At 64.6% G+C, this 24,582-nt stretch carries 25 protein-coding genes; 21 read left to right on the top strand and 4 right to left on the bottom strand.

The window, feature by feature from the left end; all coding sequences use genetic code 11:
• Positions 1-29: 29 nt before the first annotated feature.
• The 4 genes from ACDH77_RS09785 to flgA form a co-directional block, all read right to left on the bottom strand.
• Positions 30-1,256 (bottom strand): ATP-binding protein, encoded by a 1,227-nt coding sequence (locus tag ACDH77_RS09785; RefSeq protein WP_218488798.1) that lies wholly within the window; start codon positions 1,254-1,256, stop codon positions 30-32.
• A 166-nt stretch (positions 1,257-1,422) separates the two neighbouring features.
• On the bottom strand, positions 1,423-1,755 hold the full coding sequence (locus ACDH77_RS09780; RefSeq protein ID WP_003482942.1) for a flagella protein: 333 nt from the start codon (positions 1,753-1,755) through the stop codon (positions 1,423-1,425).
• A 15-nt stretch (positions 1,756-1,770) separates the two neighbouring features.
• Positions 1,771-2,082, bottom strand: coding sequence for a flagellar biosynthesis anti-sigma factor FlgM (gene flgM / locus ACDH77_RS09775; protein WP_003482943.1), 312 nt, complete (start codon positions 2,080-2,082; stop codon positions 1,771-1,773).
• Positions 2,083-2,148: 66 nt separating this feature from the next.
• The gene (flgA, locus tag ACDH77_RS09770) at positions 2,149-2,793 is read right to left on the bottom strand and encodes a flagellar basal body P-ring formation chaperone FlgA (RefSeq protein ID WP_057681716.1); all 645 of its coding nucleotides are present in this window, start codon (positions 2,791-2,793) and stop codon (positions 2,149-2,151) included.
• A gap of 350 nt (positions 2,794-3,143) precedes the next feature.
• Between flgA and ACDH77_RS09765 the strand changes: the two genes are divergently transcribed.
• From ACDH77_RS09765 to ACDH77_RS09665, 21 genes are all read left to right on the top strand, one after another.
• Positions 3,144-4,088 (top strand): chemotaxis protein CheV, encoded by a 945-nt coding sequence (locus tag ACDH77_RS09765; RefSeq protein ID WP_003482947.1) that lies wholly within the window; start codon positions 3,144-3,146, stop codon positions 4,086-4,088.
• 334 nt (positions 4,089-4,422) lie between these two features.
• The gene (gene flgB / locus ACDH77_RS09760) at positions 4,423-4,824 is read left to right on the top strand and encodes a flagellar basal body rod protein FlgB (protein ID WP_003482950.1); all 402 of its coding nucleotides are present in this window, start codon (positions 4,423-4,425) and stop codon (positions 4,822-4,824) included.
• A 3-nt stretch (positions 4,825-4,827) separates the two neighbouring features.
• On the top strand, positions 4,828-5,235 hold the full coding sequence (flgC, locus tag ACDH77_RS09755) for a flagellar basal body rod protein FlgC (protein WP_005914451.1): 408 nt from the start codon (positions 4,828-4,830) through the stop codon (positions 5,233-5,235).
• Positions 5,236-5,272: 37 nt separating this feature from the next.
• Complete coding sequence (locus ACDH77_RS09750) at positions 5,273-5,938, top strand: flagellar hook capping FlgD N-terminal domain-containing protein (RefSeq protein WP_005914450.1); 666 nt, start codon at positions 5,273-5,275, stop codon at positions 5,936-5,938.
• Positions 5,939-5,969: 31 nt separating this feature from the next.
• Positions 5,970-7,193: a flagellar hook protein FlgE gene (flgE, locus tag ACDH77_RS09745; protein ID WP_003482957.1), complete on the top strand. Its 1,224-nt coding sequence runs from the start codon at positions 5,970-5,972 to the stop codon at positions 7,191-7,193.
• A 144-nt stretch (positions 7,194-7,337) separates the two neighbouring features.
• Entirely contained in the window at positions 7,338-8,093 is a 756-nt protein-coding gene (gene flgF / locus ACDH77_RS09740; protein ID WP_005914448.1) for a flagellar basal-body rod protein FlgF, read from the top strand.
• A 773-nt stretch (positions 8,094-8,866) separates the two neighbouring features.
• Positions 8,867-9,652, top strand: coding sequence for a flagellar basal-body rod protein FlgG (gene flgG, locus ACDH77_RS09735; protein WP_003482961.1), 786 nt, complete (start codon positions 8,867-8,869; stop codon positions 9,650-9,652).
• 38 nt (positions 9,653-9,690) lie between these two features.
• Complete coding sequence (flgH, locus tag ACDH77_RS09730) at positions 9,691-10,383, top strand: flagellar basal body L-ring protein FlgH (RefSeq protein WP_008575962.1); 693 nt, start codon at positions 9,691-9,693, stop codon at positions 10,381-10,383.
• A gap of 10 nt (positions 10,384-10,393) precedes the next feature.
• Positions 10,394-11,512, top strand: coding sequence for a flagellar basal body P-ring protein FlgI (locus ACDH77_RS09725; RefSeq protein WP_007971976.1), 1,119 nt, complete (start codon positions 10,394-10,396; stop codon positions 11,510-11,512).
• Between the two features lies 1 nt (position 11,513).
• Complete coding sequence (locus ACDH77_RS09720; protein ID WP_014090126.1) at positions 11,514-12,692, top strand: flagellar assembly peptidoglycan hydrolase FlgJ; 1,179 nt, start codon at positions 11,514-11,516, stop codon at positions 12,690-12,692.
• Between the two features lie 11 nt (positions 12,693-12,703).
• A complete protein-coding gene (flgK, locus tag ACDH77_RS09715) occupies positions 12,704-14,578 on the top strand; it encodes a flagellar hook-associated protein FlgK (protein WP_372353856.1) in 1,875 nt (624 codons plus the stop codon).
• Positions 14,578-15,783, top strand: coding sequence for a flagellar hook-associated protein FlgL (gene flgL / locus ACDH77_RS09710; RefSeq protein ID WP_003482970.1), 1,206 nt, complete (start codon positions 14,578-14,580; stop codon positions 15,781-15,783). The genes flgK and flgL overlap by 1 nt, the downstream gene beginning before the upstream one ends.
• A 318-nt stretch (positions 15,784-16,101) precedes the next feature.
• Positions 16,102-17,301 (top strand): flagellin, encoded by a 1,200-nt coding sequence (locus tag ACDH77_RS09705; RefSeq protein WP_016848727.1) that lies wholly within the window; start codon positions 16,102-16,104, stop codon positions 17,299-17,301.
• Positions 17,302-17,574: 273 nt separating this feature from the next.
• The gene (gene fliD, locus ACDH77_RS09700; protein ID WP_031422562.1) at positions 17,575-18,900 is read left to right on the top strand and encodes a flagellar filament capping protein FliD; all 1,326 of its coding nucleotides are present in this window, start codon (positions 17,575-17,577) and stop codon (positions 18,898-18,900) included.
• 150 nt (positions 18,901-19,050) lie between these two features.
• A complete protein-coding gene (fliS, locus tag ACDH77_RS09695; protein ID WP_014090121.1) occupies positions 19,051-19,464 on the top strand; it encodes a flagellar export chaperone FliS in 414 nt (137 codons plus the stop codon).
• Positions 19,465-19,472: 8 nt separating this feature from the next.
• Positions 19,473-19,766 (top strand): hypothetical protein, encoded by a 294-nt coding sequence (locus ACDH77_RS09690; protein ID WP_008575949.1) that lies wholly within the window; start codon positions 19,473-19,475, stop codon positions 19,764-19,766.
• A complete protein-coding gene (locus ACDH77_RS09685) occupies positions 19,766-20,332 on the top strand; it encodes a PilZ domain-containing protein (RefSeq protein WP_046935353.1) in 567 nt (188 codons plus the stop codon). The genes ACDH77_RS09690 and ACDH77_RS09685 overlap by 1 nt, the downstream gene beginning before the upstream one ends.
• Before the next feature lie 67 nt (positions 20,333-20,399).
• Positions 20,400-21,032, top strand: a complete 633-nt coding sequence (locus tag ACDH77_RS09680) for a response regulator transcription factor (protein ID WP_003482986.1) — start codon at positions 20,400-20,402, stop codon at positions 21,030-21,032.
• Between the two features lie 216 nt (positions 21,033-21,248).
• A complete protein-coding gene (gene rpoN / locus ACDH77_RS09675; RefSeq protein WP_218560631.1) occupies positions 21,249-22,652 on the top strand; it encodes an RNA polymerase factor sigma-54 in 1,404 nt (467 codons plus the stop codon).
• 8 nt (positions 22,653-22,660) lie between these two features.
• A complete protein-coding gene (locus ACDH77_RS09670) occupies positions 22,661-23,044 on the top strand; it encodes a response regulator transcription factor (protein ID WP_003482992.1) in 384 nt (127 codons plus the stop codon).
• Complete coding sequence (locus ACDH77_RS09665) at positions 23,037-24,521, top strand: sigma-54 dependent transcriptional regulator (RefSeq protein ID WP_136733658.1); 1,485 nt, start codon at positions 23,037-23,039, stop codon at positions 24,519-24,521. Before ACDH77_RS09670 ends, ACDH77_RS09665 begins: the two co-directional genes overlap by 8 nt.
• Positions 24,522-24,582: the final 61 nt, after the last annotated feature.

Below are 24,582 nucleotides of genomic sequence, written 5' to 3'. Positions count from 1 at the left end.
CGATTCCCGATTCCCAGCGCGTCAGCGCGTCAGCGCGGCTGCCGGATCGGTAGCGTGATCCTGAAACTGGCACCCTGCCCTGGCGTGCTTTCCACGTCGATGCGGCCGTGGTGCTTGTTGATGATGCCGTAGGAAATCGACAGGCCCAGGCCGGTGCCGCTGCCGACCGGCTTGGTGGTGAAGAATGGGTCGAAGATGCGCTGCAACAGATCCGGGGCGATGCCGGCACCGCTGTCCTGGAACTGGATCCAGACGTTTTCTGCTTCGTCGCGACCGGTGGTCACGGTGATCGTGCCGCGCTCGACGATGGCCTGGCCGGCGTTGAGCAGCATGTTCATGTAGACCTGGTTGAGCTCGGATGGCAGGCACTCCACCAGCGGCAACTCGGCGTAGTTGCGCTCCAGCGTGACCTTGTACTTGAGCTCGTTCCAGATGATGTTGATGGTGGATTCCAGACCCGCATGCAGGTCGACCATCTTCCACGACTCGGACCGGTCCGAGTACGAGAAGTCCTTGAGGTCGCGCACGATGCGGGTCACCCGCTCGATGCCTTCGCGCGATTCGGCCATCAATTGCGGCAGATCGCGGCTGATGAAGTCGATGTCGGCGCGGTTGCGGATTTCGTCGATTTCCGGAATCAGCGCCTTGGGATCCGGCGCCTGCAGCGCGCGCTCGTAGGCTTCGATCAGGGTGAACAAGCTGCGCAGATATTCCTGCAGGCTGCCCAGATTGGAGTGCACATAACCGATCGGATTGTTGATTTCGTGCGCCACGCCTGCGGCCAGCTGGCCGATGGAGGCCATCTTTTCCGATTGCAGCAATTTGTCCTGCGCACCGTTCAGGCGCAGATAGGCCTGGCGTAATTCGGCATGGCGCTGTTGCAGCTCGCGCTCGTAATCCTGCTGGCCTTCGATGTTGTGGAACAGCGCCAGAAAATGCCCGGGCCCGGACTCTTCGTTGTAATACAGATGCGCGATGACCACCCGGTCGGCGACCGGCAGGCTACCGGTCCAGCTGCCCTTGCTACGCGCCTGATTGAGTGCGTCCGATGGCAATACCTGCGAAATGCGCTCGCCCACATTGCGATCGTCGGTGGGGTCTTCCTTGCACAGGCTCTGGCGTGCGATGGCATTGGCCAGAATCAGCTTTCCGTCTGCGCGGAACAGCAGCAGCCCCTCCATCATCTGGTCGCCGAAGGCGCGCAGGATATCCGGGGAAGGCAGTAAGGCTTGATTGAGAAAAAACTTGGCGGTCACGGGAGCAGGCGGCGTAGAGGATGCCTCAATATACGCCGAACCATTGACGCTCCGTATTGTCGTCTTGCATTACCCGGCGATGGGACGCAGAGCCAACGGCACCTGCCTGCTCGCCCAGGCTTGCCGCACCATCTGCAGCCCGGCGTGCTGCAGAACAGCCTGCAACTCAGGCCACTGCCAACGAACGCCCGCCGCGCAACACGCTCGATTGCCCCTTGGCATCGTAGGACGGCGCACTTTCGGTGCGGCCCAGGTGACGCAGCGCCCAGTTCACTTCGCGGCGCCGGCGTGCCAGCAGCGCGCCATTGGCGCGGTTGGCTTCGGCCAGCTCACGCAGCCGCTCTTCTTCGCCTGCAGGCATCGCCGCTTCCAGCGCTTGCAGCGCCGACAGCTTGTCCTGCGTGTGTCGCATCAGCCCATCGATGTCGTTCTCGAGTAATGCCTGGCGTTCGCCGGCCAGCGCATCGCTGAGACGTTGCAGGAACTCGTTCACGTTCATCCTTTCCGTCGGGGATCAACCCGCCAGTTGCTGATTCAGATCCATCATGCGGCTGGCGATGGCGTCCGGGTTGATGGAATAGCTGCCGTTCTGCAATGCATCCTTCACCGCCTGGACGCGACCGGTGTCGATCGCCGAGGACTGCGAAAGCTCGCGCTGCAGGTTCTGCAGGTTGGTGGCTTCGCCGGTCAACTTGACGCTGTCGGTCGGCGGGGTTGCGGCAACCGGAGACGCGCGGTCTTCGCCGGCCGAAGCGATCTTGCTGCTGGTGGCCGTGGTGCGAAGAGTGGCAGCGGTCGGTAGATTGCCTTCGATTTTCTGGGTCATGTCAGGAACTCCTCTACAGGTCGTAGGGGATAACGGCACCCAGAAAAAAAACTTTATAGAAATTTTTTACCTGGAGACCACAACGGTTCCGCTCGCTTCAACGATGCCCTGCACCACCCGGCGCGAGGACGAATTTTCCACCGACACGCGCTCGTTTTCGCCGGCGTCCGACAGGGCGCGACCACTCATGCGCACCTCCAGCCCGCCATTGCGCGAGACCAGCGGCACGGTGTCGCCGCGCCGGACCAGCCGCTGTGTCACCAGATCGTTGGCCGAGAGCAGCGAGCCGGCCGGCAGGACGCGGCGGGCGGTCTTGCCCACCGCAGCGACCGGGTCGGCAAGCACCGCGCCGACGATGCGGGCGGCGTCACGCTTCTCGATACTGATATCGGCCAGCGAGATGGTTTCTCCAGCGCTGATGCCGCGGCGCAAGACCAGCACGTCCTGGTTGCGACGCACCTTCAACGGCACGAACAGGCGCCAGCCGGCCGGCTGCGGGCACGCCACTTCCACCGTATTGGTGCCGGTGGGCTGCGCCTGCAGCGCGATCGGGCAAGCCGGCATGCGCAGGCCCGGATCGAGCGTGGCCTCGGCCTCGGCGTCCGGGCCGACGGTGGCCAGCGCCGCAGCACGAATGGAATCGACGGACTGATAGCTCTGGCCCCAGGCCGGAGCGGCAGCCAACAAGATGACAAGCAGGAGCAGGCGCATGGGACCAGATCCGGAGGAAGACGGGACAGGCGTTGCAAGCGGCGTGCCTGTTTTTTGCCGGGATTGGGGAATCGGGATTGGGGATTCGTAAAAGCGGCCTTGCGGGTGATTCATTTATCCACTGCCGAAGCCCCTTCACCGACCGGATCTCTTCGACAACCATACCGAGCTCTCAAGGATGCAGAAGCAGCAGCGGCAGACAAACTCGCTAATGCACGCTTTAAGCGAATCCCTAATCCCAAATCACCTCATCCCGGCGCTTGAGCGAATCCCCAATCCCCAATCCCAACAGCGCCCCGACCAACCATAAAGCCCTCAAGTTTCCAGAGGGCGCTGTCGATATCTGCCCCATGACCCACGATCTGCTCAACCGCATCGACCAGCGCACGCGACTGGCTGGCCACAACCGACTGGCCCTGCTGCTGTTCCGGCTGGGCGGACGCCAGCTTTTTGGCGTCAACGTCTTCAAGGTGCAGGAAGTGCTGCGCCGGCCGGAACTGTTCCAGGTGCCAGGCTTGCCGACCGAGTTCGCCGGCGTGGCCGACGTGCGCGGGCGCTCGGTGCCGGTGCTGGATCTGGGCCTGGCCATCGGCCACCCGGAACGCGATTCGCATTCGGAAAACGGCCCCGGCTATTTGGTCGTTGCCGAGTTTAACCGCTCGGTCCAGGGTTTCCTGGTCAGCGGAGTGGAACGCATCGTCAATATCGCGGTGGAGGATATCCACCCGCCGCCGGAACTGGGTGCCGAAGCCACTTATTTGACGGCGGTGACGCGTTTCCAGGGCGAGCTGATCCAGGTCATCGACGTGGAGAGCGTGCTGGCCGATATCGCCAAGGTGAGCAAGGACGTGCAGCTGGATCCCTCGCTGCAGCTGGTGGCCTACGACCGCCAGTTCCAGGTACTGGTGGTGGACGATTCGCGCGTGGCGCGGCAGCAGATCCGCAGCGTGCTCGACCAGTTGGGTGTTTCGGCAACCCTGCTGTCCGATGGCCGCCAGGCGCTGGATCACCTGCTGCAGGTGGCCGCCTCGGGCGAAAACCCGGCCGACCGCTATGCCATGGTGATCTCCGACATCGAAATGCCGGCAATGGACGGCTATACGCTGACGACGGAAATCCGGCGCACGCCGGGCCTGCAAGGCCTGTATGTGCTGTTGCACACCTCCCTGTCGGGCGTGTTCAACAACGCAATGGTCGAGCAGGTGGGCGCCAATGCCTTCGTGGCCAAATACAGCGCCCATGAACTGGCCGACTATGTGCTGGCCCGCCTGAAAGTGGTCGCCGAAGCGGCCTGAGCAAGACCAAGCGGCTGCCGGGTCGGAGCCGATGGCAGCCACAAGGTGCTGCCTAGCTGCAAAAGCACTGCAGCGCAGAAAGGTGAGGCAAGCGCGTCCACGCGATCCGACGTCACATCTGCTGACGCCAGACTGCGCCTCGGGACTGTCGAACCTTCCGGCATGTCGAGTTTGACCGCGCCAATTCCGCGACGGATGGCGTGGCCATCGCGTTTCCGGACAGCAAGCTGCCGTGCGCCGGCAGCGTCGATCATTCTCCGCGTTCCATAGCCCGTACCACCTCGATTGGCACAAACATTGCTTGCTCCCTGGCAACACTTCGCGGGAGAGCACCGTGTCCAGCCCCTTCTCTTCGTTCCTCGGCGTCCATGGCGACGCGTTGACGCTGCGCGAGCAGCGCATGAAGCTCATTGCCAGCAATCTGAGCAATGTGGACACGCCCGGGTACAAAGCCAAGGACCTGAACTTCGAGGCGGCGCTGAAGTCGGCGCAGGGCGAGCAGGATGGCGGTCTGCTGCAGACCACCGACGCCAAGCATTACGAAGTGGGCGGCGGCGCCGGGCTCAACCCTTTCCAGTTCACCCGCGAAGCCGATCAGCCCAGCCTTGACGGCAATACCGTCGATCCCGATGCCGAACGCGCCGCCTACGGCCGCGCCGCGCTGGAATACCGCGCGTCGCTGAGCTTCCTCGAATCCAAGGTGCGCTCGATGCTCACCGCGATCACGGGCCAATAAGTCATGAGCAATCTTCCCATCTTCGATGTGGCCGGCTCGGCGCTGCACGCGCAGTCGGTGCGCCTGAGCACCATTGCCTCCAACCTGGCCAACGCCGATTCGGTCGCAGGCTCGGCCGAGGCGACCTACAAGCCGATCGAGCCGATCTTCCAGGCCCAGCAAAGCCGCCAGGACCCCAGCCTGACCTCGGTGAACGTCAAGGAGATCACCACCACCAATGCGCCGCCGATCCGCCGCTACGAACCCGGCCACCCGCTGGCTGACGCCGACGGCTACGTGTTCTCGCCCGACGTGGATCCGGTCTCGCAGATGGTCAACATGATTTCCGCCTCGCGCAATTACCAGGCAGGCGTGGAAATGCTCAATACCGCCAAGGAACTGGCGCTCGCGACCCTCACCATGGGTCGCTGACCCTTCCTAGCTGACCCTTACCAACGGAATACTCCACATGAGCACGATCGGCAGCGATCTCTACAAAAGCCTTGGCCTGAGTACCAGCAGCACCGTCGCCAAGAAGGAGGAGGCACTCGGCCAGGCCGACTTCCTCAAACTGATGACCGAACAGCTGCAGCATCAAGACCCGCTCAAGCCGATGGAAAACAGCGCGTTTCTCGGGCAATTGGCGCAGTTTTCCACCGTGCAGGGCATTGGCGACCTCAATACCAAGGTCAGCAACTTTTCCGATTCGATGAACAGCGACCAGGTGCTCAAGGGCGCGGCGCTGGTTGGCCACAACGTGCTGGTGCCCTCGGCGCAGGTAGCGATCGATGCCACCGGCTCGGCCAAGGGCGTGGTGGCCGCGACTTCGGCCGGTTTCGTCAATTTCGAAATCACCGACGCCAACGGCACCTTCGTCAAACAGATCAGCGTGCCGGCCAGCGCCGCCGGTGAGGTGTCCTTCGACTGGGATGGCACCGACGCAAACGGCAATCGCATGGCGGCCGGCAAATACGGCGTGACTGCCACCCAGACCGACACCGCCGGCTCCAAAAGCAAGTTGTCTACCTATGTCCAGGCACCGGTGGACAGCGTCACGATCGGCTCGGACGGGTTGTATCTCAACCTGACCGGGCTAGGCACTTCCCCGCTCGCCAACGTGCTCCGCGTCAGCTGAGCCGGCAACCAACACCTAAAGGAACTCATCCATGGGCTTCAATACCTCGTTGTCCGGCATCAACGCAGCCAATGCCGATCTGAACGTCACCTCCAACAACATCGCAAACGTCAACACGACCGGGTTCAAGGAATCGCGCGCCGAATTTGCCGACATGTTCCAGAGCACCAGCTATGGCCTGTCGCGCAATGCGGTCGGTTCGGGCGTGCGCGTCAGCAACGTGGCGCAGCAGTTCTCGCAGGGCAATATCGACCCGACCGGGCGCAGCCTGGACCTGGCGGTCTCCGGCGAAGGCTTCTTCACCGTCTCGTCCAACGGCGCCAAGATGTACACCCGCGCCGGCAATTTCCAGACCGATGCCAACGGCTATGTGGTCAACCCGCAGGGCGCACGCCTGCAGGTGTTCGCGCCCAATCCCAGCGGCAACGGGTTTGACGTGGGCCGCCTGTCGGACCTGCAGTTGCTGACCACCGACAGCCCGCCGAAATCCACCTCCACGGTCAACCTGGCCTTCACCCTGCCCGGCAATGCCACCGCGCCGACGGTGACCCCGTTCAACCCGGCCGACGACAAGACCTATAGCCATTCCACCGGCGGCATCAATGTCTACGATTCGCTGGGCGTCAGCCATGTGCAGACCTCCTACTTCGTCAAGACCGCCAACCCCAACGAGTGGCAGGTCTACAACTACGTGGACGGCGCTGCGGTCGGTGCCCCGACCACCCTGCAGTTCTCCGATACCGGCGCGCTGACCACCCCGGCCAACGGCATCATCGCGATGGACCCGTTCACCCCGAGCACCGGCGCGGGCGTGCTGAACATGCAGCTCAACGTCACTGGCTCCACCCAGTACGGCGAAGCCTTCGCCCTGCGCGATACGCGCCAGGACGGCTACGCCAGCGGCAAGCTCAACGAAATCAGCATCGACACCAGCGGCGTGGTGTTCGCGCGCTATTCCAACGGTGCCGACAAGCCGCTGGGCCAGGTGGCACTGAGCAGCTTCGTCAACCCGCAGGGCCTGCAGTCGCAGGGCAACAACATGTGGGCCGAGAGCTACACCTCCGGTGCCGCCCGCACCGGCGCGCCGGACACCTCGGACCTGGGCCAGATCGAATCCGGCTCGCTGGAAGCCTCCACGGTGGACCTGACCGAGCAGCTGGTGAACATGATCGTGGCCCAGCGCAACTTCCAGGCCAACTCACAGATGATCTCGACCCAGGACCAGGTCACCCAGACGATCATCAATATTCGTTAAAAGCCGGGATTGGTGATTCGGGATTAGGGATTGGTAAAAGCCGGCACTCCGTCAATCGGTGACCGGCCCTGCCCCCTCAAATCCCGAGTCGCAACAGTCCGCCTTTACGAATCCCCAATCCCGAATCTCAAGTCTCGGTGTCCCATGGATAAAGCCCTCTACGTCGCGATGACCGGTGCCCGCGCCTCACTGCAGGCGCAAAGCACCGTCTCGCACAATCTCGCCAATGTCGATACGGTGGGATTCAAGGCCGCGTTGGCCAACACCGAGGCGTTCAAGATCCAGGGCAAGGGCTATCCGTCGCGGATCGATGCGCTGCATGTGGACCAAGGGTTCGATCGTAGCCAGGGCCATCAGAAGGTCACCGGCAACCCGCTGGACGTGTCGCTGCAACAGGACCGCTGGTTGGCGGTGCAGTCGCCCGACGGCAGCGAGGCCTACACCCGCAACGGCGAATTGGCGCTCACCGCCAATGGCCAACTGGTCACCGCCAACGGGCATGCGGTGCTGGATGAAGGCGGCAACCCGATGACCATCCCACCGCACCAGGCGATGGAGATCGGCAGCGACGGCAGTATTTCCATCATTCCGCAGGGCGAAGGCCCGCAGACCATGGCCATCGTCGGCAAGATGAAGGTGGTGGATGCGCCCGCCGACCGTTTGACGCGGCGCCCCGACGGGCTGATGCGCAACACCAGCACCGACCCGGCACAGGCGTTTGCGGTGGCCACCGGCAAGACCGTCAACAGCGGCATGCTGGAAGGCAGCAACGTGGACGCGGCCGGCGCGCTGGTGGAAATGATCCAGTTGCAGCGGCAGTTCGAAATGCAGGTCAAGATCATCAAGAACGGCGACGACAATGCGCAATCGGCCAATTCGCTGTTGCGGGTGAGCGGCTAAGCGCCACTGGCGCCCACGGCCGCACCCTCGGTTGGCTCGCCGCTCTGCCGAGCACCTTGATGGCCGCGCCCGGGTTCGCTGCAGAGCGGCTGGTTTGTGACTTGGCTGCAGGGTCCGCCCGCCCACCATCGCGGGACACGCCGCAAGTACGTCCTTGTAGGCTCTTACGCGGCATCCATGCCGCGTAAGGTCCCGCGACGGTGGGCGGGCCAGGATCTGTCGAGATGGTCGGTGCGCATGGTGCACACAATGCCTGACGTGGGCTGCTGGGATCATGGCCCATCCAGTCATCTTCTCCATGCAGGCCTCAGGCCTGGCAATGGACAAGTTTTAAGGGAGGAACCGACAAACTCTCTGGTGCGGTGTCCTCGCCGCTTGCGGGACCGTTGGCGGCATGGATGCCGCCATCGAGCCCCCAGGGATGGGTTCACGGCGTGTCCCGCGAGCGGAGAGGGCACCGCACACTCGACAGATCCAGCTTTTGCCTCAAGCCCGGACCAAGCTCAAGCAAGACACGGCCAACAACCCACCCGCTTGCCGCCAAGCGCGTCCGCCACCTGATCGGGCAGATTTCAAGGCGGATCCATCGCCAGCCCCACCGCTGCAGCTGACACCTGCTCCCAGCTGCCGCCCTGCCCCACGCAGCCCGCAGCACCCCCACTCCACGTGACCCACTGCACACCCGGCAGAAATCCGACGCGGGTTTGGCACGGCACGTGCATATACCCACCCGTACCCGGAACACATCCCCGGGTCTAACGAGGAATCGGGTCATGAATCAGGCTTTGTGGGTCGCCAAAACCGGGCTGGATGCGCAGCAGACGCGCATGTCGGTCATTTCCAACAACCTGGCCAATACCAATACCACCGGCTTCAAGCGCGACCGTGCCGCGTTCGAAGACCTGTTGTACCAACAGGTGCGTGCGCCCGGCGGCTCGACCTCCGCGCAGACGCAGCTGCCGACCGGCCTGCAACTGGGTACCGGCGTGCGCGTGGTGTCCACCTTCAAGGGGTTCGACCAGGGCAGCCAGCAGCAGACCGGCCGCGCGCTGGACGTGATGGTCAACGGTCGCGGTTTCTTCGAAGTGCAGATGCCTGATGGCACCTCGGCCTACACCCGCGACGGCACCTTCCAGATCAACGCGCAGGGCGAACTGGTCACCAACAGCGGCTACCCGCTGCAGCCGGGCATCCAGGTGCCGGAAGGCGCGCAGTCGCTGACCATCGGCAACGACGGCACCATCAGCGTGACGCTGGCCGGCCAGGCCGCCGCGCAGGAAATCGGCGCATTGACGCTGACCGACTTCATCAATCCCTCGGGCCTGCAGGCCAAGGGCGAAAACCTGTTCGTCGAAACCACCGCTTCGGGCCCCGCACAAAACGGCACGCCTGGCCTCAACGGCCTGGGCACCACCGTGCAGGGCGCGCTGGAAGGCAGCAACGTCAATACCGTGGAAGAGCTGGTGAGCATGATCGAGACGCAGCGTGCCTACGAAATGAATGCCAAGGCCATCTCCACCACCGACTCGATGCTCGGTTACTTGAACAACAACGTCTGATCGGCTCGCCGCTCCTCGCCCTCTCAGGAATCAACGCCATGTCACGCCTGCCTTCTCTCTCCCGCCTGTGCCTCGCCATTGCCTGCAGCGCGCTGCTGGGTGGCTGCGTGGCCGCCGGCGATGTACGTCCGTTCGCCGAACTGGCGCCGATCGTGCCGGTGGTGGCACCGGTGGCGCAGCCGACGGCCGGTGCGATCTACGCCGCCGGCCCCAGCCTGAACCTGTATGGCGATCGCCGTGCCCGCGATGTCGGCGATCTGCTGACGGTGAACCTGGTCGAAAGCACTACCGCCTCGTCCACCGCCAACACCAGCATCAGCAAGAAGGACGCCACCACCATGGCCGCGCCGACCCTGCTGGGCGCACCGCTCACCGTGGGTGGCTTGAATGTGCTGGAAAACAGCACCAGCGGCGACCGCAGCTTTGCCGGCAAGGGCAACACCGCACAGAGCAACCGCATGCAGGGCAGCGTCACCGTCACCGTGATGCAACGCCTGCCCAACGGCAACCTGGTGATCCAGGGGCAGAAGAACCTGCGCCTGACCCAGGGCGACGAACTGGTGCAGGTGCAAGGCATCGTGCGCGCCGCCGACATCGCCCCGGACAACACCGTGCCCTCCAGCAAGGTCGCCGACGCCCGCATCGCTTACGGCGGCCGCGGCGCGATCGCGCAGTCCAATGCAATGGGCTGGCTGAGCCGCTTCTTCAATTCCCGTCTGTCGCCCTACTGAGCCTGCGACCATGAATCTGTCTTCCCTGCCCTTCCGTCTGCTGGCTGCCGCCGTCGCGCTGTGCGCGATTGCCGCGCCGGCCAGCGCCGAGCGCATCAAGGATCTTGCCCAGGTCGGCGGCGTGCGCGGCAACGCGCTGGTCGGCTACGGCCTGGTGGTTGGCCTGGACGGCAGCGGCGACCGTACCAGCCAGGCGCCCTTCACCGTGCAGAGCCTGAAAAACCTGCTTGGCGAGCTGGGCGTCAATGTTCCGGCGAACGTCAACCCGCAGCTGAAAAACGTCGCGGCCGTGGCCATCCATGCCGAATTGCCGCCGTTCGCCAAGCCCGGCCAGCCCATCGACATCACCGTTTCCTCGATCGCCAACGCGGTGTCGCTGCGTGGCGGCTCGCTGCTGATGGCACCGCTGAAAGGCGCCGATGGCCAGGTCTATGCGATGGCGCAGGGCAACCTGGTCGTTGGCGGCTTCGGTGCGCAAGGCAAGGACGGTTCGCGCGTTTCGGTCAATGTGCCCAGCGTCGGGCGCATTCCCAACGGCGCCACCGTCGAACGTGCATTGCCGGACGTGTTCGCCGGTACCGGCGAGATCACCCTCAACCTGCACCAGAACGACTTCACCACCGTCTCGCGCATGGTCGCGGCGATCGACAGCAGCTTCGGCGCCGGCACCGCGCGTGCGGTCGACGGCGTGACCGTGGCGGTGCGCTCGCCGACCGACCCGGGTGCGCGGATCGGCCTGTTGTCGCGGCTGGAAAACGTCGAGCTCTCCCCGGGCGATGCACCGGCCAAGGTGGTGGTCAATGCGCGTACCGGCACCGTGGTCATCGGCCAGCTGGTGCGGGTGATGCCGGCCGCCATCGCGCATGGCTCGCTCACCGTCACCATCAGCGAAAACACCAACGTCAGCCAGCCGGGCGCCTTCAGTGGCGGCCGCACTGCGGTGACCCAGCAATCGACGATCACGGCCACCTCCGAAGGCAGCCGCATGTTCAAGTTCGAAGGCGGCACCACGCTCGATCAGATCGTACGCGCAGTGAACGAAGTGGGCGCCGCGCCCGGCGACCTGGTGGCCATCCTGGAAGCGCTCAAGCAAGCCGGTGCGCTGACGGCGGAGCTAGAGGTGATCTGACATGCGTATCGCAGCCTCGCCCATTGATCTCAACCCGAGCACCAAGGCCGATCCGGCAAAGATCGACAAGGTCTCCCGTCAGCTCGAAGGTCAGTTCGCGCAGATGCTGGTCAAGAGCATGCGCGATGCGAGCTCCGGCGACCCGATGTTTCCGGGCCAAAACCAGATGTTCCGCGAAATGTACGACCAGCAGATGGCCAAGGCGTTGACCGACGGCAAGGGGCTGGGACTGTCGGCGATGATCTCCAAGCAGCTCAGTGGCGACACGGGCGGCCCGGCCTTGAACACCTCGTTGAACACTGCCGAAGCGGCCAAGGCGTACGCCCTGGTTGCCGGCAAGCGCGACGCCTCGTTGCCGCTGCCCGCCCGCGACGGCGCGGCCACCGGCATCACGACCAGCAGCGTGGCGAAGGCGGCCCTGGGCGCAGGCAACTTGAGCGGCATCGGCATGAGCCAGGTGCTGGATCTGATTGCCGGGCGTACCGGCGCTGGCGAAGCCGGCAGCGACGATGCTGCAGCACTGAGCTGGCCGTCGGCCAACGATCGTTGGGCCGATGTGGCCGCCAGCGATGCAGCCGATGCCAATGCCGCGGTCAATGCGAGCGCCGCCAGCAGCGCCGCTGCCAGCCTGGGCGAGCGCACCCCGGAAGGCTTTGTCGCCAAGATCTGGACGCATGCGCAAAAGGCTGCGCGCGAACTGGGTGTGGACCCGCGCGCGCTGGTGGCCCAGGCCGCATTGGAAACCGGTTGGGGCCGTCGCGGCATAGGCAACGGTGGCGACTCTAACAACCTGTTCGGCATCAAGGCTACCGGCTGGAGCGGCGACAAGGTCACCACCGGCACCCACGAATACGTCAACGGCGTCAAAACCACCGAAACCGCCGATTTCCGCGCCTATGGCTCGGCCGAGGAGAGCTTTGCCGACTACGTGCGGCTGCTGAAGAACAACAGCCGTTACCAGCCCGCGCTGCAGGCCGGCACCGATATCAAGGGTTTTGCACGCGGCTTGCAACAAGCCGGATACGCCACCGATCCGGGCTATGCGGCCAAGATCGCGGCGATCGCCAACGGCCCGACCATCGACCGTGCGGTGGCCGCCATCGGCAACGCGGCGGCCGATCTGTCCAACCGCTATGCCAGTACCGCCGAGCCGGTCGGGCTCGGCACCATCCGTCGCTGAGGTAAACGCTCATGTCCATCATGTCCACCGGGACCAGCGCGCTCATCGCCTTCCAACGGGCGTTGTCGACCGTTAGCCATAACGTCGCCAACATCAATACCGAAGGCTATAGCCGCCAACGTGTGGAATTTGCAACGCGCACGCCCACCGACATGGGCTACGCGTTCGTGGGCAATGGCGCCAAGATCACCGATGTGGGCCGGGTCGCCGACCAGCTGGCCATCTCGCGCCTGCTCGACAGCGGCGGCGAACTCTCGCGCCTGCAGCAGCTGTCCTCGCTGTCCAACCGCGTCGACGCGCTGTACTCCAACACCGCCACCAACGTGGCCGGGCTGTGGTCGAATTTCTTCGATTCCACCAGCGCGGTGTCGTCCAACGCCTCCTCCACCGCCGAGCGCCAGAGCATGCTCGACAGCGGCAATTCGCTGGCGACGCGCTTCAAGCAGCTCAACGGGCAGATGGACAGCCTGAGCAACGAAGTCAACAGCGGGTTGACCTCCTCGGTGGACGAAGTCAACCGCTTGACGCAGCAGATCGCCAAGCTCAACGGCACCATCGGCAGCAGTGCCCAGGCGGCAGCGCCGGACATGCTGGATCAGCGCGACGCGCTGGTGAGCAAGCTGGTCGGTTTTACCGGCGGCACGGCGGTGATCCAGGACGGCGGCTTCATGAATGTTTTCACCGCCGGCGGTCAGCCGCTGGTGGTCGGTACCACCTCTTCCAAACTCGTCACCGTTGCCGACCCGTATCAGCCGACCAAGCTGCAGGTGGCGATGCAGACCCAAGGCCAGAACGTCAGCCTCAGCGCCAGTTCGCTGGGCGGCCAGATCGGCGGTCTGCTGGAATTTCGCAGCAGCGTGCTCGAGCCGACCCAGGCCGAACTCGGCCGCCTGGCCGTGGGCATGGCCAGCACCTTCAATGCCGGCCACAGCCGGGGGATGGACTTGTATGGCGCGATGGGCGGCAACTTCTTCAATATCGGTTCGCCTACCGTTGCCGCCAATCCGAGCAATACCGGCAGCGCATCGCTGAGCGCCAGTTTCAGCAACGTGAGTGCCGTTGACGGCCAGAACGTCACGCTCAGCTTCGACGGCACCACCTGGAAAGCCATCAACGCCAGTACCGGCTCTGCCGTGCCGATGACCGGTACCGGCACCGCCGCCGACCCGCTGGTGCTCAATGGCGTCAGCATGGTGGTGGGCGGCACGCCGGCCAGCGGCGACAAGTTCCTGCTGCAGCCCACCGCCGGGCTGGCCGGCAGCCTGTCGGTGGCCATTACCGATCCCTCGCGGATTGCCGCCGCCACCCCGGTCAAGGCCACCGCCACGGTCGCCAACCTGGGCACTGGCAAGATCAGCGACGTCAAGGTCACCAATGCGCAGAATCCCGCGCTGCTGACCCCCTCGTCGATCGAGTTCATCGACGCCAACCAGTACACCATCGATGGCGCCGGCCCGTTCGCCTACACCGCCGGCCAGACCATCAGCGCCAACGGCTGGAGCTTCGCGCTGGACGGCGCGCCCAAGGCCGGCGACACCTTCGGCGTCGGCCCGATGGGCGCAGGCTCCAGCGACAACGGCAATGCCAAATTGCTGGCCAACATCGACGATGCCAAGGCGCTCAGCGGCGGCACGGTCACCCTCAATGGCGCGCTCTCCGGCCTGACCACCTCGGTGGGTTCGGCCGCGCGTGCGGCCAGCTATTCGGCCGATGCGCAGAAGGTCATCAACGACCAGGCGCAGGCCAGCCGCGACTCGATTTCCGGCGTCAACCTCGATGAGGAAGCCGCCAACATGCTGAAGCTGCAACAGGCCTACCAGGCCGCCGCACAGATGATCTCTACCGCCGACACCGTCTTCCAAGCCATCCTGGGTGCCGTACGCTGATGACCGACCGTATCTCCACCAGCATGATGTACAGCCAGTCGGTCGCCTCGATGGGCGCCAAGCAGTCGCGGCTGAACCAGCTCGAATCGCAGCTCTCCAGTGGGCAGCGCCTGGTCACCGCCAAGGACGACCCGGTGGCTGCAGGCACGGCGGTCGGCCTGGACCGTGCCCTGGCGGCGATCACGCGCTTCGGCGAAAACGCCAACAACGTGCAGAACCGGCTCGGGCTGCAGGAAAACGCGCTCTCGCAAGCCGGCGACAAAATGGCGCGCGTCACCGAATTGGCGGTGCAGGCCAGCAATTCTTCGCTCAGCCCCGATGACCGCAAGGCGATCGCCTCGGAACTGACCGCGCTGCGCGAGAGCATGGTGAGCCTGGCCAACAGCACCGACGGCACCGGACGCTACCTGTTCGGCGGCACCGCCGATGGCAGTGCGCCTTTCATCAAGAGCAATGGCAGCGTCACCTACAACGGCGACCAGACCCAGAAGCAGGTCGAAGTGGCGCCGGACACCTTCGTCAGCGACACCCTGCCCGGCAGCGAAATCTTCATGCGCATCCGCACCGGCGACGGCACCGTGGATGCGCACGCCAACGCCGCCAACACGGGGACCGGCTTGCTGCTGGATTTCAGCCGCGACGCGAGCACCGGCAGCTGGAACGGTGGAAGTTACAGCGTGCAGTTCACCGCCGCCGACACCTATGAAGTGCGCGACAGCACCAATACGGTGGTCGGCACCGGCACCTACAAGGAGGGCGAAGACATCAACGCCGCCGGCGTGCGCATGCGCATCAGCGGCGCCCCGGCGGTGGGCGACAGTTTCCAGATTGGCGCCTCCGGCACCAAGGATGTGTTCTCCACCATCGATGACCTGGTCGGCGCGCTCAACTCCGATACGCTGACCGCGCCGCAGAAGGCTGCGATGATCAACACGCTGCAGTCGTCCATGCGCGACATCACCCAGGCGTCTTCGAAGATGATCGATGCGCGCGCCTCCGGCGGCGCGCAGTTGTCGGCCATCGACAATGCCAACTCATTGCTTGAATCCAACGAAGTCACGCTCAAGACCAGCCTGTCGTCGATCCGCGACCTGGATTACGCCTCGGCGATTGGGCAGTACCAACTCGAGAAGGCCTCGTTGCAGGCCGCTCAAACGATTTTTCAGCAGATGCAGTCCTCGTCGTTGTTCAACATCATCCGCTGATTTTGCCGCAGAAAACCTGGGTTTTCTTCGCTCCTGCGCGTCAGCGCTTGCGCAGGCGGACGGAGTTTATTTTTCGAAGAGTTATACCAACGCTAAAGATTGGCGGGGTGCTGCCGAATAAACCAAACCCCTTGATACACAACGCTTACGTATTTCGTCCCGACGCAGAAAGACAGTAAAAAATACTGAATTTCGCTAAAGGTTCCCGACGCAACGCCGTTATTCATCTCAGCAGCGGCAACGGCCAACTTGATGGCCCCCCTGCGGAGGCTCCAGGCAAGTCCCCCTTGCCGGAAAAATCGCTTAGGAGAAATCAAAATGGCACAGGTAATCAACACCAACGTAATGTCGCTGAACGCTCAGCGGAACCTCAACACCAGCAGCGCCAGCATGTCGACGAGCATCCAGCGTCTGTCGTCTGGTCTGCGCATCAACAGCGCCAAGGACGACGCCGCAGGTCTGGCGATCTCCGAGCGTTTCACCACGCAGATCCGCGGCCTGGACGTTGCCTCGCGCAACGCCAACGACGGTATCTCGCTGGCCCAGACCGCCGAAGGCGCGATGGTGGAAATCGGCAGCAACCTGCAGCGTATCCGCGAGCTGTCGGTGCAGTCGTCCAACGCCACCAACTCGTCCACCGACCGTGACGCGCTGAACTCGGAAGTCAAGCAGCTGACCGCGGAAATCGACCGCGTTGCCAACCAGACCAACTTCAACGGCACCAAGCTGCTGGACGGCTCGTTCTCCGGCGCGCTGTTCCAGGTCGGCGCCGACGCCGGCCAGACCATCGGCATCAACAGCATCGTCGACGCCAACGTCGATTCGCTGGGCAAGGCCAACTTCGCTGCCGCCGTCTCCGGCGCCGGCGTCACCGGCACCGCCACCGCTTCTGGTTCGGTCAGCGGCATCAGCCTGTCGTTCAAGGACGCCAGCGGCTCGGCCAAGAGCGTCACCATTGCCGACGTCAAGATCGGCGCCGGCGACACCGCTGCCGACGTCAACAAGAAGGTCGCCTCGGCGATCAACGACAAGCTCGACCAGACCGGCATGTACGCCTCGATCAAGAGCGACGGTTCGCTGCAGATCGAATCGCTGAAGGCTGGCCAGGACTTCACCTCGCTGTCGGCTGGCACCTCCAGCGCCGCTGGCATCACCGTCGGCGCCGGCATCACCACCGCTTCGGCCGCTTCCGGCTCCACCGCTTCGACCCTGAGCAGCCTGGATATCTCCACGTTCTCCGGCTCGCAGAAGGCCCTGGAAATCGTCGACAAGGCGCTGACCGCGGTCAACTCCTCGCGCGCCGACATGGGTGCGGTGCAGAACCGCTTCACCTCCACCATCGCCAACCTGAGCGCAACCTCGGAAAACCTGTCGGCCTCGCGTAGCCGTATCCGCGACACCGACTACGCCAAGGAAACCGCCGAACTGACCCGCACGCAGATCCTGCAGCAGGCCGGTACCGCGATGCTGGCCCAGGCCAAGTCGGTTCCGCAGAACGTGCTGAGCCTGCTGCAGTAACTGGCAGTGACCTGCCGCCGCAACGCGGCAGCGCTCCGCAGCACGTCCAAAGCCCCTCTTCGGAGGGGCTTTTTTTGTGGCCGCAGCCCGTCCACGCCCGCCATGGACGGTTTGTTGACGCGCGCCGCCGGCCACCACGGGCATGGAACTTGCATCTATAGCCGTCGTGCGCGTGACCCCTCGCCGCCGCTAAAGTCCTCGCGGATGCGGCCGATACCCGTCACGTAATCCCATGCGTCCGTCTGTTTCGGGCGCCCAGACGAGGAATGCAACATGGCATCGGTGATCAGCACTTCTGGCTCCGGATTGGACATCCCTACCGTGGTGTCCACCCTGGTGTCCCGGCAGAAAGACCCCGAGCAGGCACGCATCAACAAGGCCGGCACCGCCGCGACCACGCAGTTGTCGGCGATCAGCCAGATCAAGAGCAGCATGACCACGCTCAAGTCTGCGCTGGACAAGGTGATCAGCAGCGCCGACACCAACGCCTACAAGGCCACGGTGCCGACCGATGCCGGCTTCACCGCTACCACCACCAGTTCGGCGGCGCCGGGCAACTATTCGGTGGAAGTGGTCTCGCTGGCGACCTCGCAGAAACTGGCCTCCGGTGCATTCGCTGCCGATGCCACCGTGGGTAGCGGCACGCTGACGATCGGCTATGGCGATCAGAGCGTCACCGTGGACATCAGCGGCACCGACAAGCTCACCGACATCGCTGCAGCCATCAACAAGGCCGCCGGCGGCAAGGGCGTGACCGCCAGCGTGGTCACCGCCAACGATGGCCAGCACCTGGTCTTCAATGCGGTCGACTCCGGTACCAAGGGTGCCCTGACCATCAGCGCCAGCGACCCCAGCCTGAGCAGCCTGACCTACGGCCCCGGCGTCACCGGCGGGCTGAACCAGACCGTCGCTGCCGCCGACGCGCTGGTACGCGTGGACGGTTTCGAGCGCACGTCCAGCTCCAACACCGTCAGCGACATCGTGCCCGGCGTGGTGCTCACCCTGACCAAGGCCGCTGAAGGCACCAAGTTCAATCTGGGCGTGGCCGCCGACACCAGCGGCCTCAAGGGCAACCTCACCGCGTTCGCCGCGGCCTACAACACCGCCAACACGCTGCTGGCCAAGAGCAGCAGTTATGACGCCACCACCAAGACCGCCTCGGCGCTGACCGGCGATTCGCTGGTGCGCAATCTGCAGCAGCAGCTGCGCGGCCAGGTCAGCGGCAACGTCAACGAACTCAAGGCCTTGGGCCTGACCATCGACAAGGATGGCGTGATGAGTTTCGACGGCGCCAAGTTCGACACCGCCATCGCGTCGGACGGTGGCGCCGCGGCCGAGGTGTTCGGCAAGGACAGCAAGTTCAGCGGCACGCTGAGCAAAGTGCTGGACAGCAACGTCAATGTCACCAACGGCACGCTGACCCTACGCTCGGACAGCTTGAACAAGACCATCAAGGGCTATGAGTCGGAGCTGGACGATCTCGATGCGCGCATGGAAAAACTCAGCGACCGCTACACCGCCCAATTCACCGCAATGGAAACCATGATCAGCCAGTTGCAGAGCAGCACCAGCTCGCTCAGCAGCCTGCTGACAAGCTGATTTCCGTGATGACGATCCTCAAGTCCTGTCAGGGTATTGCCGATACAAGTAAGGCCTATCGTGATTTCGGCCTTGCCTTCCGGCAGGAGCGTCGTCGCAGGAGCGCAGCGCTCCGGGACCAGCGAAGGTCAGCCCATTGAGGAGTCATCCATGTACGGTTCCAATCGTCAGTATGCCGAGCAATATCGCAAGGTCGGCGTGTCCACCAGCGTGACCGAAGCCGATCCGCACAAGCTGGTTTCGCTGCTGTTTGCCGGTGCTTGCCAACGCATCCGTCTGGCCCAGGCCTGCCTGGCGCAGGGCGACCAGGCGCGCAAGGGCAAGGCCATCGGCGAGGCTTGCGCGATCGTCGGTCACTTGAACGGCTCGCTCGATCACGAAGCCGGTGGCGAGATCGCTGGTAACCTCTCGGCCCTGTACGACTACGTGATGCAGCGGCTGACCGCGGCCAACCTGCACAACGACGAGACCGCGTTGACCGAAGCGCTGGGGTTGCTCAGCGAAATCGACTCGGCGTGGAACTCCATCCCCCTCGAACAACGCGGCCTTTCCGCCGTTTCGTGAGTCCTGCCATGCATAGCGTGCAAAGCCTTCAAGCAGAAATCGCCGACCTCCGCCTGGCCATGGCGCAAGAGGAGTTCGAGGCGATGCCGCAGATGCTGGACAACCACGACCTGCACCTGCGCGAATACGCGCAGCAGGTGGACATCCAGCAGGACCGCGACGCGCTGCAGGCCTTGCTCACCATGCATCAGGACTTGATGCGGATGATGCGCGAGCGGCAGCGCAAGCTGCTGGAACTGATCCGCGCACAGCGCACCTCATCGTCGGCCAGCCGCGCCTACGCGCGGGTCGGACGGATCTGATGAGCGCGCTCGGCACACTCGCGCCATCGGCCGATGCCGAGCTGTTTGCCGACACGCTCAGTTGCCAATTGCAGTTGCCGGCCGGCTTCCGCGCCGGGAGCGATGCGGGCGCGCACAGCGCCGCTGAAACCCTGTTGCGCAGTCTTGGCCAGGTCGAAGACCTGCGTAGCGAAGAAACCAGCGAGGACCGCGGCGAACTGCCGCTGCTGGTGCAGCGCATGGACGCCAAACTGGATTTGATGCTGGCGCTGATCGGCCGCCTGGTGCGCCAGGGCGACAGCGGCCTGAGCCAGGGAATGGTGCACTGGTCGGTGCGCGGGATCCGCCTGAGTTGCGCAACCAGTCACCCGCCCGGCACAACCGGCGCCGTTTGCCTGCAGCCGTCCGACTGGCTTCCTGAACTTGTACAGCTTCCTGCCACCGTGCTGGCGAACGCGAGCGATGGCCACGATGTCTGGCTGTGGCTGCAGTTTGCCCCGCTCGCGCCCGGCCTGCAGGATGCGCTGGAACGCCACCTGTTTCGCTTGCACCGCCGTCAGATCGCCGACGCCCGCCGCCAGCGTTGATCCGATAGTTGGCGCCGGGCGCCGGGTCAGCTAAGGTGCCCTTTACTGAAAAGGTCTCTTCTGCGCCGTGCGAGTCATCATCGTCGACGATCACACCCTTGTCCGTGCCGGCCTGTCCAGGCTGCTGCAAACCTTCGCCGGCATCGATGTCGTGGGCGAAGCCAGCAATGCGCAACAAGCCCTGGACATGACGTCCCTGCACCGGCCCGACCTGGTGCTGATGGACCTGTCTTTGCCCGGCCGCAGCGGCCTGGATGCCATGACCGACGTGCTGCGCGCCGCGCCGCGCACGCACGTGGTGATGATGTCGATGCACGACGACCCGGTGCATGTGCGCGATGCGCTCGATCGCGGCGCGGTCGGCTTCGTGGTCAAGGACGCCGCACCACTGGAACTGGAATTGGCGTTGCGCGCCGCCGCCGCCGGGCAGGTGTTCCTGAGCCCGCAGATCTCGTCCAAGATGATCGCGCCGATGCTGGGCCGCGAAAAGCCGGTCGGCATTGCCGCGCTTTCGCCGCGTCAGCGCGAGATCCTGCGCGAAATCGGCCGCGGCCAGAGCAACAAGGAAATCGCCGCCGATTTGGGCATCAGCGTCAAGACCGTGGAAACCCACCGCGCCCGCATGATGGAATCGCTCGGATGCCGTCGCGCCAACGATCTGGTGCTGCTGGCCGCCAAACATCACAACGAGTTGGTCTGACGCGCTATCCGGGCACGCGTGGGCCAGCGACGCTGAAAACAGTGACGGGATTCCGGCGGGCACGCTTGAGCCCGCCTGCAACGTCAGGAAGTTCCTGACAAACTGTCGGGAAAATCATGAGTCACCTCACCTGACTCCCTGATTAGAAACCCGTCGCGTTGTCCTGCAAGATGCATTCCATCGCTGCTGCGTGCAGCGCCCATCGGAAGCGCTTCCATGAAGACGACCATTTCCGCCCAGCTTGGCCAGCAACTGCACCTCACCCCGCAGTTGCTGCAGTCGATCCGTCTGTTGCAATTGGACGGCATGCAATTAGAACTGGAAATCCGTCGTGCCCTGGAAACCAATCCGTTGCTGGAGTTGGAAGAGCTGGCCGATAACGGGGATCAGGCCGCCACCGACAACGATGGCGCCAGCGATATCGCCGCGTTCGACGAACTGCCGGAAAGCACGATGTGGGACGTGCAGGGCGGCAGTTGGAACGATGGGGACGACGATCGCATGCAGCGCGTGGCCGCCGGCGAGTCGACCGACCCGCATGTGCGCATCCTGCGCGAGCTGGCGCTGGACCTGGACGAGGCGGCATTGGGGGCCGCTGCGTTCTGGCTGGAGCAGACCGACGACGCCGGTTATCTGACCGAAGCGCTGTCGACGCTGCAAAAGCTGGGCGCCACCCGTCTGGGCATGACCGTGCAGGCGGTGGAAGCGATCCGGCAGCGGTTGCTGCACGGCGACCCGGCCGGTCTGGCCGCCTGCGACCTGCGCGAGTGTCTGCAGGCCCAGTTGAGCGCCCTGCCCGGCCGCGTGCCGGCACGCCACCTGGCTGCGCGCATCCTCGACGGCGATCTGGAGCTGCTGGCCGCGCACGACTACACGGTGCTGGCACGCGCACACGATGCCGAAGTGGACGATGCCCGCGAAGCGGTGCGGCTGATCCTGTCGCTGCAACCTCGCCCCGGCGACGACCTGCTGCAGGAAAGCAATGCCAGCGTGATTCCGGATGTGCTCGCCTGGCACGCCGACGACAGCTGGCGCGTCGCACTCAACCCGGCCACCACTCATCGCGTCAGCATCAATCCGGTGCACGAACGCGCGCTGGCCGACGCCGGCGAGACCGCGCAGCCGTTGCGCGACATGCTGCAGGAAGCGCGCTGGCTGACCCGCGGGCTGTCGATGCGCTATGAGACCCTGCTGCGCGCCACGCGTGCCATCGTCGAACGCCAGGCCGCCTTCCTGGCGCGTGGCGAAGAAGCGATGGCACCGCTGACGCTGAAGGAAATCGCCGACGAGATCGGCATGCACGAATCGACCATTTCGCGCATCACCACCGGCAAATACATCCAGACTCCACGCGGCACCTTCGAGCTCAAGCACTTCTTCGCCGTGCGGCTGGAAGGCGCCAGCGTCTCCGGCCAGGCCGTCAAGGCGATGGTGCGCCGCTTGATCGAAAGCGAGCCGGCCGGCCGGCCGCTGGCCGACGAGGCGATTGCCGGATTGCTGTCGCGGCAAGGCGTTAACATTGCGCGCCGCACCGTGGCCAAGTACCGCGAACAACTTGATATCGCACCGGCACGCGAGCGCCGCCGCACCACTAAACCGCTGCTTGCCCGGGCAGGATAAGGACTACTATGAGCAAACTCACCGTGCTGCTGGTCGACGACCACGAGGGCTTCATCAACGCTGCGATGCGTCATTTTCGCAAGGTCGATTGGCTCAATATCGTGGGCAGTGCCGCCAATGGGCTGGAAGCGATCGAGCGCTCTGAGTCGCTGCGCCCCAATGTCGTGCTGATGGACCTGGCCATGCCGGAGATGGGCGGGCTGCAGGCCACGCGTCTGATCAAGACGCAGGACGATCCGCCGTATATTGTCATCGCGAGCCACTTCGATGATGCCGAGCATCGTGAACACGCTCTTCGCGCGGGTGCTGACAATTTTGTCAGCAAGCTGTCCTATATCCAGGAAGTCATGCCAATCCTGGAGGGCCTGACGGAAGGAGCCAGGAATGAGTGAGTCCCGCATTCTGTTGATCGACAGTGACGCCGTGCGCGCCGAGCGCACCGTGTCGCTACTCGAGTTCATGGACTTCAATCCCCGCTGGGTCACCGACGGCGCCGACATCAATCCTGGCCGTCACCGCCACGATGAGTGGATGGCGGTGATGGTGGGCTCGGCGCAGGACGCCGCACAGGCCGACAAATTCTTCGACTGGCTGGCCGATGCCAAGCTGCCGCCACCGGTACTGCTGATGGAGGGCAGCCCGAGCGCGTTTGCGCAATCCCACGGCCTGCACGAAGCCAATGTGTGGGCGTTGGACACTCCCCTGCGGCATGCGCAGCTGGAAGCGTTGCTGCGCCGTGCCAGCCTCAAGCGGCTGGACGCCGAGCACCAGGCCGGTGTGCAGCAGGACTCCGGCCCGACCGGCAACAGCGAGGCAGTGACCCGCCTGCGCCGGCTGATCGACCAGGTGGCCGCGTTCGACACCACCGTGCTGGTGCTGGGCGAATCCGGCACCGGCAAGGAAGTCGTGGCGCGCGCCATCCACCAGCATTCGCCGCGGCGCGACGGGCCGTTCGTCGCAATCAATTGCGGCGCGATCCCGCCGGATCTGCTGGAAAGCGAACTGTTCGGGCACGAAAAAGGCGCCTTCACCGGCGCGCTGACCACCCGCAAGGGTCGCTTCGAGATGGCCGAGGGCGGCACGCTGCTGCTGGACGAGATTGGCGACATGAGCCTGCCGATGCAGGTCAAGCTGCTGCGCGTGCTGCAGGAGCGCAGCTTCGAGCGCGTTGGCGGCGGGCAGACCATCCGCTGCAACGTGCGCGTGATCGCCGCGACCCACCGCAATCTGGAATCGCGCATCAGCGATGGCCAGTTCCGCGAGGACCTGTTCTATCGCCTGAATGTGTTTCCGATCGAAATGCCGGCACTGCGCGAGCGCGTGGACGATCTGGCCATGCTGGTACAGACCATTGCGGGCCAGCTGGCACGCACCGGTCGCGGCGAAGTGCGCTTTGCCGACGAGGCCCTGCAGGCGCTGCGCAGTTACGATTGGCCGGGCAATGTGCGCGAACTGACCAATCTGGTCGAGCGCCTGGCGGTGCTGCATCCCGGCGGGCTGGTGCGGGTGCAGGATCTGCCGGCGCGTTATCGCGGCGATTTCGCCTCGTCCAGTCCGGTCGAGTTGCCGCCGGAGCCGGCGTTGGTGGCCGCACCGGTCGAAGTCAGCGCCCTGCCGAGCAATGTGGTGACGCTGCAACCGAAGACCGCCGATGCCGAACCGGCCGCCACGTCCAGCCTGCCGGACGATGGCATCGATTTGCGCGGGCATATGGCCAATATCGAGTTGGCGTTGATCAACGAAGCATTGGAACGCACGCAGGGCGTGGTGGCGCATGCCGCTCAGCTGCTGGGCCTGCGCCGCACCACGTTGGTGGAGAAGCTGCGCAAGTACGGCATCGATCGCGAGCAGACCGAGCTGGCCAACTGAGCCAGCACACGCTCGGGTTCCGCTCGCTGGCATAGCGCTTGCTTCAGCAGGATCACTCCGT

This window comes from Xanthomonas axonopodis pv. maculifoliigardeniae (genome assembly GCF_041519315.1).
Lineage (GTDB): Bacteria > Pseudomonadota > Gammaproteobacteria > Xanthomonadales > Xanthomonadaceae > Xanthomonas > Xanthomonas euvesicatoria.
Note: the sequence above shows the minus strand (reverse complement) of the source record. Positions and strands in the feature narration are given on the sequence as shown.

Excerpts from the sequence above, each read along its gene's own strand:
- flgA (WP_057681716.1), bottom strand. The coding sequence starts at position 2,793 with ATGCGCCTGCTCCTGCTTGTCATCTTGTTGGCTGCCGCTCCGGCCTGG.
- ACDH77_RS09750 (WP_005914450.1), top strand. The coding sequence starts at position 5,273 with ATGAGCACGATCGGCAGCGATCTCTACAAAAGCCTTGGCCTGAGTACC.
- flgM (WP_003482943.1), bottom strand. The coding sequence starts at position 2,082 with ATGACCCAGAAAATCGAAGGCAATCTACCGACCGCTGCCACTCTTCGC.
- ACDH77_RS09765 (WP_003482947.1), top strand. The coding sequence starts at position 3,144 with ATGACCCACGATCTGCTCAACCGCATCGACCAGCGCACGCGACTGGCT.
- flgG (WP_003482961.1), top strand. The coding sequence starts at position 8,867 with ATGAATCAGGCTTTGTGGGTCGCCAAAACCGGGCTGGATGCGCAGCAG.
- flgC (WP_005914451.1), top strand. The coding sequence starts at position 4,828 with ATGAGCAATCTTCCCATCTTCGATGTGGCCGGCTCGGCGCTGCACGCG.
- ACDH77_RS09780 (WP_003482942.1), bottom strand. The coding sequence starts at position 1,755 with ATGAACGTGAACGAGTTCCTGCAACGTCTCAGCGATGCGCTGGCCGGC.
- fliS (WP_014090121.1), top strand. The coding sequence starts at position 19,051 with ATGTACGGTTCCAATCGTCAGTATGCCGAGCAATATCGCAAGGTCGGC.
- rpoN (WP_218560631.1), top strand. The coding sequence starts at position 21,249 with ATGAAGACGACCATTTCCGCCCAGCTTGGCCAGCAACTGCACCTCACC.
- ACDH77_RS09690 (WP_008575949.1), top strand. The coding sequence starts at position 19,473 with ATGCATAGCGTGCAAAGCCTTCAAGCAGAAATCGCCGACCTCCGCCTG.
- fliD (WP_031422562.1), top strand. The coding sequence starts at position 17,575 with ATGGCATCGGTGATCAGCACTTCTGGCTCCGGATTGGACATCCCTACC.
- ACDH77_RS09720 (WP_014090126.1), top strand. The coding sequence starts at position 11,514 with ATGCGTATCGCAGCCTCGCCCATTGATCTCAACCCGAGCACCAAGGCC.
- flgF (WP_005914448.1), top strand. The coding sequence starts at position 7,338 with ATGGATAAAGCCCTCTACGTCGCGATGACCGGTGCCCGCGCCTCACTG.
- flgL (WP_003482970.1), top strand. The coding sequence starts at position 14,578 with ATGACCGACCGTATCTCCACCAGCATGATGTACAGCCAGTCGGTCGCC.
- ACDH77_RS09725 (WP_007971976.1), top strand. The coding sequence starts at position 10,394 with ATGAATCTGTCTTCCCTGCCCTTCCGTCTGCTGGCTGCCGCCGTCGCG.
- ACDH77_RS09665 (WP_136733658.1), top strand. The coding sequence starts at position 23,037 with ATGAGTGAGTCCCGCATTCTGTTGATCGACAGTGACGCCGTGCGCGCC.
- ACDH77_RS09670 (WP_003482992.1), top strand. The coding sequence starts at position 22,661 with ATGAGCAAACTCACCGTGCTGCTGGTCGACGACCACGAGGGCTTCATC.
- flgE (WP_003482957.1), top strand. The coding sequence starts at position 5,970 with ATGGGCTTCAATACCTCGTTGTCCGGCATCAACGCAGCCAATGCCGAT.
- flgK (WP_372353856.1), top strand. The coding sequence starts at position 12,704 with ATGTCCATCATGTCCACCGGGACCAGCGCGCTCATCGCCTTCCAACGG.
- ACDH77_RS09705 (WP_016848727.1), top strand. The coding sequence starts at position 16,102 with ATGGCACAGGTAATCAACACCAACGTAATGTCGCTGAACGCTCAGCGG.
- ACDH77_RS09685 (WP_046935353.1), top strand. The coding sequence starts at position 19,766 with ATGAGCGCGCTCGGCACACTCGCGCCATCGGCCGATGCCGAGCTGTTT.
- flgH (WP_008575962.1), top strand. The coding sequence starts at position 9,691 with ATGTCACGCCTGCCTTCTCTCTCCCGCCTGTGCCTCGCCATTGCCTGC.